General features: G+C 65.2%; 12 protein-coding genes. 7 read left to right on the forward strand and 5 right to left on the reverse strand.

Features of this window, described 5'->3' with window-relative positions; translation table 11 throughout:
* Nucleotides 1-139: 139 nt before the first annotated feature.
* Both AC2JAJ_RS10500 and AC2JAJ_RS10505 read left to right on the forward strand, forming a co-directional pair.
* On the forward strand, nucleotides 140-1,753 hold the full coding sequence (locus tag AC2JAJ_RS10500) for an AMP-binding protein (RefSeq protein ID WP_486415925.1): 1,614 nt from the start codon (nucleotides 140-142) through the stop codon (nucleotides 1,751-1,753).
* A gap of 91 nt (nucleotides 1,754-1,844) precedes the next feature.
* Complete coding sequence (locus AC2JAJ_RS10505; RefSeq protein ID WP_486415924.1) at nucleotides 1,845-2,042, forward strand: hypothetical protein; 198 nt, start codon at nucleotides 1,845-1,847, stop codon at nucleotides 2,040-2,042.
* A 195-nt stretch (nucleotides 2,043-2,237) separates the two neighbouring features.
* Here the strand turns inward: AC2JAJ_RS10505 and AC2JAJ_RS10510 are convergent, their stop codons facing one another.
* The 5 genes from AC2JAJ_RS10510 to AC2JAJ_RS10530 all read right to left on the reverse strand — a co-directional run bounded on the left by AC2JAJ_RS10510 (nucleotide 2,238) and on the right by AC2JAJ_RS10530 (nucleotide 8,107).
* Nucleotides 2,238-2,540 carry an antibiotic biosynthesis monooxygenase family protein gene (locus AC2JAJ_RS10510; protein WP_221383562.1) on the reverse strand — a complete coding sequence of 101 codons (303 nt, stop codon included), beginning with the start codon at nucleotides 2,538-2,540 and terminating at the stop codon, nucleotides 2,238-2,240.
* Nucleotides 2,537-3,076, reverse strand: a complete 540-nt coding sequence (locus AC2JAJ_RS10515) for a GNAT family N-acetyltransferase (RefSeq protein WP_486415923.1) — start codon at nucleotides 3,074-3,076, stop codon at nucleotides 2,537-2,539. Before AC2JAJ_RS10515 ends, AC2JAJ_RS10510 begins: the two co-directional genes overlap by 4 nt.
* Before the next feature lie 90 nt (nucleotides 3,077-3,166).
* Complete coding sequence (katG, locus tag AC2JAJ_RS10520) at nucleotides 3,167-5,470, reverse strand: catalase/peroxidase HPI (RefSeq protein ID WP_486415922.1); 2,304 nt, start codon at nucleotides 5,468-5,470, stop codon at nucleotides 3,167-3,169.
* A 168-nt stretch (nucleotides 5,471-5,638) separates the two neighbouring features.
* Complete coding sequence (locus AC2JAJ_RS10525; protein ID WP_486415921.1) at nucleotides 5,639-6,685, reverse strand: LacI family DNA-binding transcriptional regulator; 1,047 nt, start codon at nucleotides 6,683-6,685, stop codon at nucleotides 5,639-5,641.
* Nucleotides 6,686-6,754: 69 nt separating this feature from the next.
* Complete coding sequence (locus AC2JAJ_RS10530; RefSeq protein ID WP_473695815.1) at nucleotides 6,755-8,107, reverse strand: MFS transporter; 1,353 nt, start codon at nucleotides 8,105-8,107, stop codon at nucleotides 6,755-6,757.
* 205 nt (nucleotides 8,108-8,312) lie between these two features.
* Here AC2JAJ_RS10530 and hisD point away from each other — a divergent pair, with 205 nt between their 5' ends.
* The 5 genes from hisD (at nucleotide 8,313) to AC2JAJ_RS10555 (ending at nucleotide 15,326) form a co-directional block, all read left to right on the forward strand.
* Nucleotides 8,313-9,659: a histidinol dehydrogenase gene (gene hisD / locus AC2JAJ_RS10535; RefSeq protein WP_486415920.1), complete on the forward strand. Its 1,347-nt coding sequence runs from the start codon at nucleotides 8,313-8,315 to the stop codon at nucleotides 9,657-9,659.
* Between the two features lie 9 nt (nucleotides 9,660-9,668).
* On the forward strand, nucleotides 9,669-10,415 hold the full coding sequence (locus tag AC2JAJ_RS10540) for an SDR family NAD(P)-dependent oxidoreductase (RefSeq protein ID WP_486415919.1): 747 nt from the start codon (nucleotides 9,669-9,671) through the stop codon (nucleotides 10,413-10,415).
* Between the two features lie 52 nt (nucleotides 10,416-10,467).
* Nucleotides 10,468-11,433 carry a 3-hydroxyacyl-CoA dehydrogenase family protein gene (locus AC2JAJ_RS10545; protein ID WP_486415918.1) on the forward strand — a complete coding sequence of 322 codons (966 nt, stop codon included), beginning with the start codon at nucleotides 10,468-10,470 and terminating at the stop codon, nucleotides 11,431-11,433.
* 132 nt (nucleotides 11,434-11,565) lie between these two features.
* Nucleotides 11,566-13,299 (forward strand): ABC transporter ATP-binding protein, encoded by a 1,734-nt coding sequence (locus AC2JAJ_RS10550; RefSeq protein WP_486415917.1) that lies wholly within the window; start codon nucleotides 11,566-11,568, stop codon nucleotides 13,297-13,299.
* Nucleotides 13,296-15,326 carry an ABC transporter ATP-binding protein gene (locus AC2JAJ_RS10555; RefSeq protein ID WP_486415916.1) on the forward strand — a complete coding sequence of 677 codons (2,031 nt, stop codon included), beginning with the start codon at nucleotides 13,296-13,298 and terminating at the stop codon, nucleotides 15,324-15,326. The genes AC2JAJ_RS10550 and AC2JAJ_RS10555 overlap by 4 nt, the downstream gene beginning before the upstream one ends.
* Nucleotides 15,327-15,384: the final 58 nt, after the last annotated feature.

Raw genomic sequence — 15,384 nt, forward strand, 5'->3', positions numbered from 1 at the left:
GCACGACGGCGGGACGCGGCGTGTGACGGCCATCGCATTGCAGTAGGTTTGTTCCACTGTGCTTGCGGAGGCCGCTGTTCCTCGGTGCCGTTGTTTTTAGCTGCCGCTGTTCGCAAGCCAACTGTTCAAAGGAGAATGAATGTCCCGTCCGGTTCCAGCCGTCGATGCCCTTCTCGCCACCTACGGTGCACCGGACGCCTGCGCGGCCGAGCTCCTCTGCGACAGCCACGATCCCGGCGCCGTTGCCTTCACCGTGGTTGAAGCCGACCTCTCTTCGGAGGACATTACCTACGGCGAGCTCCGGGAGCGCTCCGAACGTGGAGCGGCTGCCCTGGCTGAGCTTGGGGTTGGTCCGGGAGACGCGGTGGCCACCCTGATGGGAAAGTCGGCGGACTTGGTGGTCATGCTCCTGGCGATTTGGCGGCGTGGGGCGGTCCACGTTCCATTGTTTACAGCCTTTGCGTGGCCGGCCATCGAACTCCGCCTCACAGCCTCCGGCGCAAAGGCTGTGATCACCGACGCCAACCAGCGGGCGAAAATCCAGGAAACCGGCGCCGTCGTCGTAGTTGCCGGTGAAGAAGCCGCCCATCCGGACCTGGCGCTTACGCCGCTGCTGGCCAGGCAGCAACCCGGGATTGCGTCCGAAACCGTGGGAGGGGACGGTGCCCTGGTGCTGATCTTCACGTCCGGGACCACTGGCGCCCCCAAGGGTGTGCCGGTGCCGGTCCGGGCGTTGGCGGCGTTCCGCCAGTACGTCGAACTGGGCCTGGACGTCAGTGAAGAGGACGTCTTCTGGAACGCCGCAGACCCCGGCTGGGCGTACGGCCTGTACTACGGGATCCTCGGTCCCATGGCGGCCGGCCGGCGGAACCTCCTGCTACGCCCCGGTTTCTCCCCGGAACTGAGCTTCAAAGTGCTGGAGGCATTCTCCGTCACCAACTTCGCGGCTGCTCCTACCGTGTACCGCACCATGCGCGCGAAAGCCGACGCCGGAACGGGCCCTTTCCACCTTCGGCGTGCCTCATCTGCGGGCGAACCGCTGACCCCGGAGGTGATCAGCTGGGCCCGGGAGGTGCTGGGCGTGCCGGTGCGGGATCACTACGGACAGACCGAACACGGGATGATGATCATCAACGCCTGGCATGACGACGTGCGGACGGAGCTGAGGCCAGGATCCATGGGCCGCCCGCTGCCGGGGTGGAGCTGCGCGGTCCTCAAGGGCAATGCCGACGAGCCGGCCGGGCCGGGTGAGCTGGGCCGCGTGGCCGTCAACGTGGCCGGAAGTCCCATGATGTGGTTCAGGGGATACCAGGATGCGCCGGAGAAGACCGCCGAAAGATTCAGTGACGACGGCACGTGGTACCTGACGGGGGACGCCGGCATGGTGGACGCGGACGGCTACTACTTCTTCTCCTCCCGCGATGACGACGTGATTATCATGGCCGGCTACCGGATTGGCCCGTTCGATGTGGAGAGTGTCCTGTCCACTCATCCGGCGGTCCTGGAAACCGCTGTGGTGGGTGCTCCGGACGAACTGCGCGGAGAAGTCCTTGAGGCGTATGTTGTCCTGGCGGACGGGACCACCGGCAGCGATGCCCTGGTGGCCGAACTGCAGGCCATGGTCAAGACGCAGTTCGCGGCGCACGCCTATCCGCGCCGCATCCACTTTGTGGCGGACCTGCCGAAAACGCCGTCGGGAAAGCTGCAGCGCTACATCCTAAGGCAGCAGCGGGCCGCGGCAGCCGGCAGTTAGCTGAATCGGGGGACGGAAAATCCCTGCCTCTTCCGGCGCCTTTTGCATCCGGGGCTGTTAGCGTGGAGGCCCAGCTAACGGAGGAGGAGCGATGTCCATCAATTCACCTGACTCACTGCCGGAGGACGAGCCGCAGGAGGGTGCGGCCGGCATCGAAGGATCCGGCAAAGGCAAGGCCGACGGCGGGATCCCCGGCGGCAAGGACGGCGTCGGGATTTCCGATGGCGCCGAGCCCAACACCTTTGAACCCGAAGAGGATCCTGACGCCAACGCAGGGCCGGGGGCTTAACAGTTCCCCTTCGTTCCCCGGCTGCCTCAAGGTTCGATCAAGATTGGCCAAGATGGGGCGAAACGGAAATGTCGCAGGCCTACTGGCCGGTAAGTTTTTCCTGTTTCCACTTTGTTCCCCCGAACACGGAAGCAACAGAAGCCCCCGCGCTGGAGCATGACTCGCGTGGGGGCTTCGCCCCAATCCCCAGACACCTCAGAGCTCGGTGGAGCTCACCATGCGGTAGTGCTCCACTACCGGAAACGGTTCATAGAAGTGGTGCAGCAGCCCGCGCCACCGCTGGTACTCCGGGGAGCAACGGAATCCGATGGTGTGGTCCTCCAACGTCTCCCATTCCACGATCAGCAGGTACGTGTTGGGGGATTCGATGGACCGGGACAACCGCAACGAGATAAAGCCCGGCATCGACGCGATGATGGTCCGGGCCTGGTTGAACGCGGTCTCGAAGTCCCCTTCCTGGCCGGGGATGACCGGAAGCAGCGCGTGTTCGGTGATCATCCGGTATGCGCTTCCCGCTCGGCTGTATCGATCCAATAGCGGCGCTTACCGTTGCGGCTGTCCTCGTAAAGGCCGCCGTTCTTTTCGATCGTTGCGCGCGAGCCGGCATTGTCCTCGTCGCAGGTCAGGAGAACCCGCTCGATCCCTAATGCCCGTGCCAGCGGAAGCGCGTCTGCCAGCGCTTTTGCCGCATGGCCGCGTCGCCGTGCCGAGGGCACGACGCTGTAACCGATGTGGCCACCTTCGTTAAGGAGGTAGTCATTCAGCCTGTGCCTGATGGCCAGCGAACCCAGGAACGAGTCGTCCTCCACGATCCAGAGATAGGTGCACGGTACGTAGCCGTGCTTCCGCACCGTCTCCGGGAGGGCGTCCTTGAGCAGGACCTCGACGAAGCGGCGAAAGACCTGGGGGTCCCTGAGGTCTTCCAGCGGCCATCCTTCCGCGCCGGCGCCGTCAAGATGTGCCCCTTTGAATTCGTCAGTCCCCCGCAGCCAGGAGGAATGCAGTGCAGGGTCCGGAGTGATGAGATGGGCCATCCAAAGATCGTATGTGAAGACTTTGGTTCCGCGGTGCGGCAATACCGGGCCGGCTGGAGGAGTGCGGCCGGCCCGGTATCACCTTGCCGATCAGTTCAGGTCGAAGCGGTCCAGCTCCATGACCTTGGCCCAGGCAGCCACGAAGTCGTTGACGAACTTCTCCCTGGCGTCCTCGCTCGCGTAGACCTCGGCCAGGGCCCGCAGCTGCGAGTTGGAGCCGAAGACCAGGTCCACGGGGGTTGCGGTCCACTTCAGTTCACCGGTGGAGACGTCGGTGATCTCGTAGACGTTCTCCTCGGACTCGGAGGCCTTCCACTTGGTGCCCGGCGAGAGCAGGTTGACGAAGAAGTCGTTCGTCAGGACCTGCGGCTTGTCCGTCAGGACGCCGTGGCTGGAGCCGCCCACGTTGGTGCCGAGCGCACGCATGCCGCCCAAGAGCGCCGTCATTTCCGGCGCGGAGAGGTCCAGCATGTACGCCTTGTCCAGCAGGAGGGTTTCCGGCTGCAGCTTCTCCCCGGCGCGGAGGTAGTTGCGGAACCCGTCAGCGCGCGGCTGCAGGTACCGGAAGGATTCGACGTCGGTCTGCTCCTGTGCTGCATCGGTCCGGCCCGGGCGGAACGGCACTGTGACGGGGAACCCGGCGTCGGCCGCCGCCTTCTCCACCGCGGCCGCGCCGCCGAGGACGATCAGGTCCGCGAGCGACACCTTCTTGCCGTTGGCCTGCGCGGAGTTGAACTCCTCCTGCACCCGTTCAAGCACGGGAAGAACTGCAGAGAGCTGCTCCGGTTCGTGGGCCTCCCAGCTGCGCTGCGGTTCCAGCCGGATCCGGGCACCGTTCGCGCCGCCGCGCTTGTCGGTCTTGCGGTAGGTGGCCGCCGATGTCCAGGCCGTGCCGGCGAGCTGCGGGATGGTCAGGCCGGAGTCCAGCAGTTTTGCCTTCAGCGAGGCGATGTCCTGCTCGTCGATCAGTTCGTGGTCGACGGCGGGGACCGGGTCCTGCCACAGCTGCGCCTCGGGCACCCAGGGGCCAAGCATGTGCGGGCCCACCGGACCCATGTCGCGGTGCAGCAGCTTGTACCAGGCCTTGGCGAAGGCCAGGGCGAACTCGTCCGGGCTCGCCAGGAAGCGGCGGCCGATCTTCTCGTAGGTGGGGTCGAAGCGCAGCGACAGGTCGGTGGTCAGCATCGTGGGGCGGTGCTTCTTGTTGGGGTCGTGGGCGTCCGGGATGATCTCCGGCGCGTCCTTGGCCACCCACTGGTTGGCGCCGCCGGGGCTCTTGACCAGTTCCCACTCGTATTCGAACAGGATCTCCAGGAACCGGTTGCTCCACTGCGTGGGCTTGTCCGTCCAGGTGACCTCCAGGCCGGACGTGATGGTGTCGCCTCCGTTGCCGGTGCCGTAGTTGCTGAGCCAGCCCAAACCCTGCGCCTCGAGGTCCGCCGCTTCCGGTTCGGGGCCCACGTGCGCATCGGCCGGGGCCGCGCCGTGGGTCTTGCCGAACGTGTGGCCGCCGGCGATCAGCGCGAACGTCTCCTCGTCGTTCATCGCCATCCGCTTGAAGGTCTCGCGGATGAACGCAGCAGCGGCCACCGGGTCCGGGTTGCCCATGGGGCCCTCGGGGTTGACGTAGATGAGGCCCATTTCCGTGGCGCCGACGTCGTCCGCCATCTTGCCCTCGGCGACATAGCGCTCATCGCCCAGCCAGGCATCCTCGGGACCCCAGAAAATCTGCTCCGGCTCCCACACGTCCTCGCGGCCGAAGGCGAATCCGAAGGTCTTGAAGCCCATGGACTCAAGGGCGACGTTGCCCGCGAGGACCAGCAGGTCGGCCCAGGAAACCTTCTGGCCGTACTTCTGCTTCACCGGCCACAGCAGGCGCCGGGCCTTGTCCAGGTTGGCGTTGTCTGGCCAGCTGTTCAGCGGCGCGAACCGCTGGCTGCCGTCGCCTGCTCCGCCGCGGCCGTCGTGGACGCGGTAAGTGCCGGCGGCGTGCCAGCTCAGGCGGATCATCAGGCCGCCGTAGTGGCCAAAGTCCGCCGGCCACCAGTCCTGGGAGGTGGTGAGGACCTGGGTGATGTCCTGCTTGAGGGCTTCGACGTCGAGCTTCTGGAATTCCTCGCGGTAGCTGAAGCCGGGGCCGAGCGGGTTGCTTGCCTGGCCGTGCACGTGGAGCACGGAGAGGTCCAGTTGGTTGGGCCACCAGTCCTGGTTGGTCCGCGGCCGGTGTCCCTTGGGCTGCGGTGAATCGATGGCCGGGTTTTCGCTTTCGCTGCCGTGGGCGGTGGCACTGTCGGCACTGCCATGGGGCCACGGGCACCCGCCCCCAGCCTTCTGGTCCACGCCCTGCGCGCTTGCAGGGGTAGGAATCCCAGGATGCTCTTGGCTATCGGTCATGTGCTTCTTCCTTCCGTTGGGCCGAGGCCGCGGTTGGACTCGGGCAGCCGGTCAACCCTCCTATTTGACCACGGGGGAGTGACAGTGGAGCACCCTCCTACGCCGCCAGCGAACCACCGCCGTGGCGTGACCGGAGGAGGGCCCGCGCATGGTGGCCACTCCGCTGCCTCAGAGCTGGCGCGCGCTTCCGCGGACAATCAGTTCGCAGGGGAAAACTACTTGGCGCGCCGGTTGCCCGGGGGTGATGATCCGTTCAACCATCATGCGGGCTCCTATTCGCGCCATCTCACGGCTTGGCTGGCGGACGGTGGTGAGGCTGAAGGAATCCCAAGCCGCCATGTCGACGTCGTCGTAGCCGATGACCCAGCACTGCTCCGCCGATATCTGATGGGCGCGCAGGGCGTCCAGGGCGCCGAAAGCCATCAGGTCATTGGCGCAGAAAATAGCCTGTGGACGGTCGGACCGCGAGAGCAGCCTGTTCATGATCTGCGCCGCGATGTCATGGGAAAACTGGCCGTTGAAGCGGAGGTGTTCGGGCACCGGCTGTCCCTGTTCGGCCATCCTGTCCAGGAAGCCGCGTCCACGTTCACGGGTGGTACTTGCGGTTTCGAAGCCGCCGATGAACGCCACGCGGGTTTTGCCGTTGGCCAGCAGATAGTCAGCGACGGCCGCGCCGCCGTCGGCATTGCTGCTGGTGACCTGGTCGCAGTCGAGCCCTTCCACCACCCGGTTGATCAGGACGATGGGGCTGTTCTTTTCAATCGCTGCCTGCAGCTCGACGGAGTCCTCGGTAGCGGTTGTGAAGATGACGCCGTCCACTGCGTGCTCCCTGATGGCCTTCAGCGCGTCCTGGTGGCTGCCGCCGCCCGCGTTCCAGATGACCACCCGGAAACCGGAGGTATCGAGCTCCCGGGTGAGTTCGTCCAGGGCCTCCGAGTAGAAAGGGTTATTAAGGTCTGCCACCACGACGCCGATGGTGTTCGTGCGCCTGGTTTTCATGGCCTGGGCCCCGGCATGGGGGACGTAGCCCAGGGTCTCCATGGCGGCCTGCACCCGGGCCCGGGTTGCAGCGGACAGCTTGGGGGACGAGGACATGACCCGGGAGACAGTCGCCTGGGAGACTCCAGCCAGTTCTGCGACGTCGCGGCTCGTCACCATCTGTTCCGTCCTCTTTTCCTTGTTGGCGGCATTCGTGCGGGCTTTCAGACTAGCCAATGACGGCTGCCGGCACCCTCCCGCATCCGGCTCGAGGCCGCTGCGGAAGGTGCCGGCGGAGCCGGTTCATTAGCGGGATGTTGTGGGATCGTGTTCCGCGCTGAGGCCCTTGCGGAGCCGAACCTGGGGGGCGGTTTCCGGCGACCAGAGAGCGCCAACAATGGTAATGACGGACGTGACCACCATGTAGAGGGCGACGAGCCAGTAGCGGTCGAACTCCGGGCCGATCAGCGCGGTGGCGATCAGCGGGGCGAATCCACCGGCGAAGACGGCTGCCACCTGGGGGCCGACCGAGGCCCCGGAGTAACGGAGCTTCGGTTCGAAGAGTTCGGTGAAGTAGGCCGGTTCCACGGAGTAGCAGAGGTCGCGCCCAACGTTGCAGGTCAGGATCAGGACAAGCAGAACCATGAAGAAGTCACCGGTCTGGACGGCCCAGAAGAAGGGGAACGCCATCAGGAGCATCGTGGCGGCGCCGGCGATGACCGTGTAGCGGCGGCCCCAGCGGTCTGATACCCAGCCCCAGAACGGGATTGAGAAGACGCCCAAACCGGCCATGATCATGGTGGCCAGCAGGATGGTGTTCTTTTCCAGCAGTACCGCGGGACCGTAGGCGAGCAGGAAGGTGGTGTAGATGTAGTAGTTCGCGTTTTCGGCGAAGCGCATCATGATGACCTTGAGGATGGTCAGCGGACGGGTCTTGATGACCTTGACCACGGGCATCTTCTCGATCTCACCCTTGCGCTTGATTTCCTCGAACGCGGGGGATTCGTCCACCTTGCTGCGGATGTAGAAGGAGAGCACTACCAGCAGGATCGAGATGAGGAACGGGATGCGCCAGCCCCACGAAATGAAAGCCTCCGGCGAGATCAGGAAGCCCATGATGTAGAAGGCCCCGTTGGCCAGGAGTGTTCCTGCCGGTACGCCGATCTGCGGCCAGGAGCCGAAGAAGCCTCGGCGCTTTGCAGGGGCGAACTCGGTTGCCATGAGGGCTGCTCCGCCCCATTCACCGCCGACGCCGATGCCCTGGACAATGCGCAGGAGCACCAGCAGGATCGGTGCGGCCATGCCGATGGTGGCGAAGTTGGGCAGGCAGCCAATAAGGAAGGTGCCGCCGCCCATCAGGCCCAGCGTCATCATGAGCATTTTCTTCCGGCCCAGGCGGTCACCGAAGTGGGCAAAGATGAAGCCGCCGATGGGGCGGGCCGCGAAGCCGATGGCGTACGTGCTGAAGGAGAGCAGGATGCCCACGAAGGGGCTCGCGTTCGGGAAGAACTGGCTGTTCAGGATGATGGCAGCGGCGACGCCGTAAACGTAAAAGTCGTACCACTCGATGCAGCTGCCCAGAACTGATGAAACCAGGGCCTTGCGGCGCATCTTCGGATCAATAGCGGGTGGGGCTGCGGTTGTCGTGGGGGTGCTCACTATGAGACTCCTTTGTCTTCGACCGGACAGTGACGGCAGCCACAACAGCTACCTCGTGCCATGGAGTGTATACGTAAACATGACAACAGGACAACGTCTTGCCGTGACCGATGCATACGTATACACTCATTTCCCATGCAGGCCTGCTGGCCTGGTCCGGGGCGCTCCATAAGTCGCCCATCGATGAAGATGGAAGGTATTGCTCATGACCGTCACAACAGCAACCAGCTCGGCCGTGAACTCCATGATGTTGAAAGAGCCGGCGCAGAACAGCGTGAACCGGGGCAGTACTCCCGAGGTGCGCGCCACCGTTGAAGGCGTCATCGCGGACATCCGTGAACGCGGCGACGCGGCAGTCCGCGAATACTCGGAGAAGTTCGACAAGTACGCGCCCGAGTCATTCCTGCTCAATAAGGAGCAGCTCGAGGAAATCCTGGCCCGTGTTCCCGAACAGACCATTGAGGACATCAAGTTTGTCCAAGAGCAGGTCCGGGTCATGGCGCAGAAGCAGCGTGAATCACTGACCGACTTCGAAATTGAAACTCTTCCGGGCGTATTCCTTGGCCAGAAGAACGTTCCAGTCCAGGCTGCCGGTGCCTACATTCCCGGTGGAAAGTACCCCCTGCTGGCCAGCGCGCACATGACCATCATCACCGCCAAGGTCGCCGGCGTTGAACGTGTGGCTGCCTGCACCCCGCTCATCCAGGGCGAGGTCCCCGACGCCACGGTCGCGGCAATGTACCTTGCCGGCGCCGATGAGATCTACCTGCTCGGCGGCATCCAGGCGGTGGCCGCCCTTGCCATCGGCACCGAGACCATCAAGCCGGTCAACATGCTGGCCGGACCCGGCAACGCCTTCGTCGCCGAAGCCAAGCGCCAGCTCTTCGGCGAAGTCGGCATCGATCTCTTCGCCGGACCCACTGAAGTTTTGGTTGTTGCCGACGAGCACGCGGATCCGTTCATCGTCGCCGTCGACCTTCTCTCCCAGGCCGAACACGGGCCCGACTCACCCGCAGTCCTGATCACCACCAGCGAAGAGCTGGGCCGGAAGGTCATTGAGCACATCGACACGATCCTCGTGGACATGCCGACGCGCGACTACGCGGGTGCGGCATGGCGTGACTGGGGTGCCGTCCACGTCGTGGAAACCCTTGACGACGCCTACGTCCTGGCGGACGAGTACGCCTACGAACACGTACAGATTCTCACCGAGAACCCCCGTGAAGCTCTGGAGAAGATGCACGACTACGGTGCGCTGTTCCTGGGCGAAGGAACCTGCGTCTCCTACGGCGACAAGGTCATCGGGACCAACCACGTGTTGCCCACCCGCGGCGCCGCACGCTACACGGGCGGCCTCTGGGTCGGTAAGTACCTGCGCACCGTCACCTACCAGGAAGTGACCAACACCGAATCCAGCGCCTTCTTCGGAGAGCTCTGCGGACGTGCCGCCCGGGTGGAACGGTTCGAAGGACATGCACGGTCCGGCGACGTCCGTGCGGCGAAGTACCGCGGCACCACCCTGCCCTGGTCGGACCACACCTTCGGCAACTAGGAAGAACCGGTGCCTGATTTCCGCCTGGACGGCAAGAAAGCACTGGTTACCGGAGCAGCCCGCGGACTCGGCAAGGCCATCGCCGATGGCCTTGCCGAGTCCGGCGCGACTGTCTACGGAACCAGCCGTGACGCCGAAAGCGCACGCCTCATCAGTGAACGCTACGGGACTCCCGCCTTTCCCGTTGACGTCAGGGAACCCGCGAAAATCCTCGAATTCGCCGACGACCTCATGCAGGAAAGCGGTGGCATCGACCTGCTTGTCAACAATGCCGGCGTCAACGTACCCAAACCCGCGCTCGAGTTGACAACGGAAGACTGGGACACCGTCTTTGACACCAACCTCAAAGGCAGCTTCTTCCTGACCACAGCACTGGCCCGCCACTGGATAGAAAACGGAACTCAGGGGGCGATCGTCAACGTTGCGTCGCAGGCGGGAATCGTCGGAATCGAGGAACGGGCTGCCTACGGCACCAGCAAGGCCGGCCTGATCCACCTCACCAAGATCCTTGCCCTGGAGTGGGCCCAGGCCGGAATCCGCGTCAACGCCGTCGCACCCACCTTCGTGCGCACGGAACTGACCGCCTCCACCCTCAGCCGCCCCGACTGGGCAGCCGAACTCCTGTCCAGGATCCCCATCGGCCGCTTCGGGGAACCGGAGGACATCGCCGGGGCCGTGGCGTTTCTCCTGAGCGATGCCGCTTCACTGATCACAGGACACACCCTGGCCATCGACGGCGGCTACACCATCCGCTGATAGGCCCCTTCTGCGTTCCGCTGCCCAGCAAATACTTCCGAGGAGTACGTTCATGACCACCAGAGACACCATTTCAACCACCGCCGTCGTGGGGTGCGGCTATATGGGCGGCGGAATGGCCCAGGTGCTGGCCCTGCACGGCTACCACGTCATGCTGGGCGATGTCGACGGCGAAACGGCAGAAGGTGCCCGCGTCCGGCTTGTGCAGCAGGCCCGGGAGTTTGAGGCCAACGGACTCCTGCCCGAGGGGGCTGCGAAGATCATCGAGGGGAACCTCGTCGCGGCCGCGAGCACCGAGGAGGCAGTAGCAGCGGCGGACTACATCGCTGAGGCAGTACCGGAAAAGCCGGACCTTAAAGCCATGATCCTTCGCAGGGTCTCGGCCGCCGCACCGCCCCACGCGATCATCGGAACGAACACCTCCGCCATCCCCATCGGTGACCTCGCGGTGTCAGTGACGCATCCGGAGCGATTCCTGGGCGTCCACTGGATGAACCCCGCCCCGTTCATCCCCGGCGTCGAACTCATTCCCGGCCAGGACACCGACCCGGCTGTCCTCGACCGCGCCGAAGAGCTCATCCGCAGCCTGGGCAAGGCACCGGCCAGGGTGGCGGACACACCGGGGTTCGTCGCGAACAGGCTTCAGTTCGCGCTGTACAAGGAGGCGGCCCGGATCGTTGAAGAAGGCGTTGCGAAACCAGACCAGATCGATGCCGTGGTCAGCAATACGTTCGGATTCCGCCTGGCCTTGTTCGGCCCCTTCGCCATCGGCGACATGGCAGGACTGGACGTGTACGAGTCCGCATACCGCACCCTGGAGAAGGCATACGGTGAACGGTTCGCCGCCCCGGAGGCCCTCGTCGCCACTGTCAACGAAGGCAATATCGGGCTGAAGAGCGGCCACGGCTTCCTCGACATCGACCCCGCAGAAAAGGCAGCCCTCCTCGCCTACCGCGACGACGCCTACGCTCGCTTGTCCCAGCTCCGTGCGGAGCTGGGAGAAGCGCCGGGGCTGTAGCTGCAGCTGCCCTCGTACGCCGCCAGCGAACCTATAGGTTTCCCTGAGAAAGCGCCGGTTAAACCCCAGCTCCCGGACGTACACTGACCTTCGCACAGGTTTTGTGGACACCCCGTCACGTTGGAGCCGCCCATGCTCTGGAAGCTGCTTGTCGAATACCTGCGGCCGCACCGCGCGCTGCTGGTCGCCGTCGTCATTTTCCAATTGGCGCAGTCCATCGCGTCGCTGTACCTGCCCACCCTGAACGCGGACATCATCGACCAGGGTGTGGCCCGGGGCGACACCGGATACATCCTGTCCACCGGCAGCGTCATGCTGCTGATCACGCTGGCCCAGATCGCCTGCGCGGTGATCGCCGTGTACTTCGGGGCGAAGGCCGCGATGGGCCTGGGCCGGGACCTGCGCGGCGCCATCTTCGAACGGGTGGGCGGGTTCTCGGAGCAGGAAGTCACCAGGTTCGGCGCGCCCAGCCTGATCACCCGTTCCACCAACGACGTCCAGCAGGTCCAGCAGCTGGTGCTGATGTCCGCCACGCTCATGGTGGCCGCGCCCATGCTCAGCATCGGCGGGGTGATCATGGCCATCCGGCAGGACGCCCAGCTTTCGTGGCTCATTGCCGTGTGCGTCCCGGTGCTGCTCATCGCCGTCGGCCTTATCGTTACGCGGATGGTGCCGCTGTTCCGCAAAATGCAGGCCCGGATCGACACCGTGAACCGCGTCCTGCGCGAGCAGCTCACCGGCATCCGGGTGGTGCGGGCGTTCGTGCGCGAGGACATGGAGACGGAGCGGTTCGCCGGGGCCAACACCGACGTCACGGACGTTGCCCTCCGCGCCGGCCGGCTGATGGCGCTGATGTTCCCCACGGTCATGCTGATCCTGAACGTCTCCAGCGTGGCCGTGATCTGGTTCGGCGCCTTCCGGATCGAGGACGGGTCCATGCAGGTGGGCACCCTGATCGCGTTCCTGAGCTACCTGATGCAGATCCTGATGTCCGTCATGATGGCCACGTTCATGGCGGTGATGATCCCGCGGGCGTCGGTGTCCGCGGACCGGATCGGCGAGGTGCTGGGCACCAGTTCCAGCGTGGTGCCGCCGGCTAACCCGGTCAGCAGCGCGGTGCGGCGCGGCGAGCTTGAAATGCGCGACGTCGGATTCGCCTACCCGGGTGCCGAGCATCCGGTCCTGGCCGGGATCAGCTTCACCGCCCGCGCGGGGGAGACGACGGCGATCATCGGCAGCACGGGGTCGGGCAAGACCACCCTGGTGAACCTGATGCCGCGGCTCTTCGACGTCACCTCCGGGGCGGTCCTGATGGATGGCGTGGACGTCCGGGACCTGGACCCGGACCTGCTCTGGGGGCACATCGGCCTGGTGCCGCAGCGGCCCTACCTCTTCTCCGGCACCGTGCGCAGCAACCTGCTGTACGGCAACCCGGACGCTACGGAGGACGAGCTGTGGACCGCACTCGAGATCGCCCAGGCGCGGGACTTCGTGGAGCGGATGGAGGAGGGGCTGGACGCGCCCATCTCGCAGGGCGGCACGAACGTTTCCGGCGGCCAGCGGCAGCGGCTGGCCATCGCCCGGGCACTGGTGAAGCGGCCCGAGCTCTACATTTTTGACGACTCCTTCTCCTCGCTGGACACCGGCACCGATGCCCGGCTGCGGCAGGCCCTCAAGCGCAACATCGCGGGGGCCACCATGGTGGTCATCGCCCAGCGCGTGTCCAGCATCGTGGATGCGGACCAGATATTAGTGCTCGACGACGGCAGGATCGTTGCGCACGGAACGCACCGGGAGCTGCTGGAGAGTTCCGCGACGTACCGGGAGATTGTCTCGTCCCAGCTGGCGGCGGAGGAGACGGTATGAGCGCACATCGCCCGGGTACCCCTCCCGCACGCGGCACCAAAGCCGGGCCTGCCGCCGGACCCGGCCAGGCCGCCGTCGTACGCATTCCAAGGCCGCGCGGCGGCCCGGGGCACGGCGGACCTTTCGCCGGGATGAACGTCCCGGCGGAGAAGGCGATGAACTTCAGCGCCTCCGCCAAACGACTGCTTGGTACCCTGCGGCCGGAGCGGATGTGGCTGATGCTGGTGCTGCTCATGGCCGTGGCGGGCGTGGTGCTGCAGGTGATCGGGCCGCGGCTGCTGGGCGAGGGTACCAACCTGATTTTCGCCGGGGTGGTGTCCAAGCAGCTGCCGCCGGGGATGACGCAGGCGCAGCTGATTGCGATGCTGCGGGCATCGGGGGAGAACCAGAAGGCTGACATGCTCAGCGCGATGACGCTGACGCCGGGGCAGGGGATCGACTTTGCCGCGCTGGGCAGTGTGCTGACGTGGGCACTGGTGCTGTACGTGCTGGGGTCGGCGTTCATGTGGGGGACAGCGTATGTGCTGAACGGGGTGGTGCAGCGGACGGTGTTCGGGCTGCGCGAGCAGATTGAGGCCAAGATCAACCGGCTGCCGCTGCGGTACTTCGACACGATCCAGCGCGGAGAGCTGCTCAGCCGCGTGACCAACGATGTGGACAACATTTCGCAGAGCCTGCAGCAGTCCATCAGCCAGGCGGTGACGTCGGTGCTGACGGTGCTGGGCGTGCTGGTGATGATGTTCATCCTGTCGCCCACGCTGGCGCTGATCGCGCTGGTGACCGTTCCACTGACATTGGGAATCACCACGCTGATTGCCAAGCGCTCGCAGAAGCTGTTCGTGCAGCAGTGGACCAACACGGGCGAGCTGAACGGGCAGATCGAGGAGACGTACACCGGGCACGCGCTGGTGAAGGTGTTCGGCCGGCAGCGCGAGGTGGGGGAGCGGTTCCGGCAGAAGAACGCCGAGCTGTATGAGGCGAGCTTCGGGGCGCAGTTCATTTCCGGGCTGATCATGCCGGCCATGACGTTCATCGGGAACCTGGTGTACGTGGGGATTGCGGTGGTGGGCGGCCTGCAGGTGGCGTCCGGGGCCATGCAGCTGGGCGATGTGCAGGCGTTCATCCAGTACTCGCGGCAGTTCACGCAGCCGCTGGCGCAGCTGGGGTCGATGGCGAACCTGCTGCAGTCCGGCGTTGCGTCCGCCGAGCGGGTGTTCGAGCTGCTGGATACTGAGGAGCAGTCCGCGGATCCTGCCATTTTGCAGAGTCCGGACGGGCGTGCGCGGGGGCGGTTGGTGTTTGAGGACGTGTCGTTCTCGTATTCGCCGGACAAGCCGCTGATTTCGGGGTTGTCTCTCGTGGCGGAGCCGGGGCAGACGGTGGCGATCGTGGGGCCGACCGGGGCGGGCAAGACGACGCTGGTGAACCTGATGATGCGGTTCTACGAGCTGGACGGCGGCCGCATCACGCTGGACGGGGTGGACATCACCACCATGACCCGGCACGACCTGCGCTCGCGGATGGGCATGGTGCTGCAGGATACGTGGCTGTTCGGCGGGACCATCCGGGACAACATCGCGTACGGGCGGCCCACTGCTTCTTCTTCCGAAGTCCTGGAGGCCGCGCGGGCAACGTATGTGGACCGGTTCGTGAAATCCCTGCCCGAGGGGTACGACACGGTGCTGGATGATGAGGGGTCCAACGTGTCGGCCGGTGAGAAGCAGCTGTTAACGATTGCGCGGGCCTTCCTGGCACAGCCGTCTGTTTTGATTCTCGATGAGGCGACGTCGTCGGTGGACACCCGCACCGAGGTGCTGGTGCAGAAGGCCATGAGTGCTTTGCGGAGCGATCGGACGTCCTTTGTGATCGCGCACCGCCTGTCCACGATCCGCGACGCCGACCTCATCCTGGTGATGGAGAACGGCCAGATCGTGGAGCAGGGGACGCACGCTTCGCTACTGGCTGCCGGCGGGGCCTACGCGCGGCTGTACGAGGCCCAGTTCGCGGCACCGGTGGCGGAGGTTTAGACCGGCCTTGGAAACGGCGCAAGCTCCTTGGAAGGAGACGATACGATCGAGGTCGGTT

This window comes from Arthrobacter sp. MOO21, assembly GCF_057369995.2.

Coding starts and splice junctions, on each gene's coding strand:
- AC2JAJ_RS10500 (WP_486415925.1), top strand. CDS start 140: ATGTCCCGTCCGGTTCCAGCCGTCGATGCCCTTCTCGCCACCTACGGT.
- AC2JAJ_RS10505 (WP_486415924.1), top strand. CDS start 1,845: ATGTCCATCAATTCACCTGACTCACTGCCGGAGGACGAGCCGCAGGAG.
- AC2JAJ_RS10510 (WP_221383562.1), bottom strand. CDS start 2,540: ATGATCACCGAACACGCGCTGCTTCCGGTCATCCCCGGCCAGGAAGGG.
- AC2JAJ_RS10515 (WP_486415923.1), bottom strand. CDS start 3,076: ATGGCCCATCTCATCACTCCGGACCCTGCACTGCATTCCTCCTGGCTG.
- katG (WP_486415922.1), bottom strand. CDS start 5,470: ATGACCGATAGCCAAGAGCATCCTGGGATTCCTACCCCTGCAAGCGCG.
- hisD (WP_486415920.1), top strand. CDS start 8,313: ATGACCGTCACAACAGCAACCAGCTCGGCCGTGAACTCCATGATGTTG.
- AC2JAJ_RS10545 (WP_486415918.1), top strand. CDS start 10,468: ATGACCACCAGAGACACCATTTCAACCACCGCCGTCGTGGGGTGCGGC.
- AC2JAJ_RS10550 (WP_486415917.1), top strand. CDS start 11,566: ATGCTCTGGAAGCTGCTTGTCGAATACCTGCGGCCGCACCGCGCGCTG.
- AC2JAJ_RS10555 (WP_486415916.1), top strand. CDS start 13,296: ATGAGCGCACATCGCCCGGGTACCCCTCCCGCACGCGGCACCAAAGCC.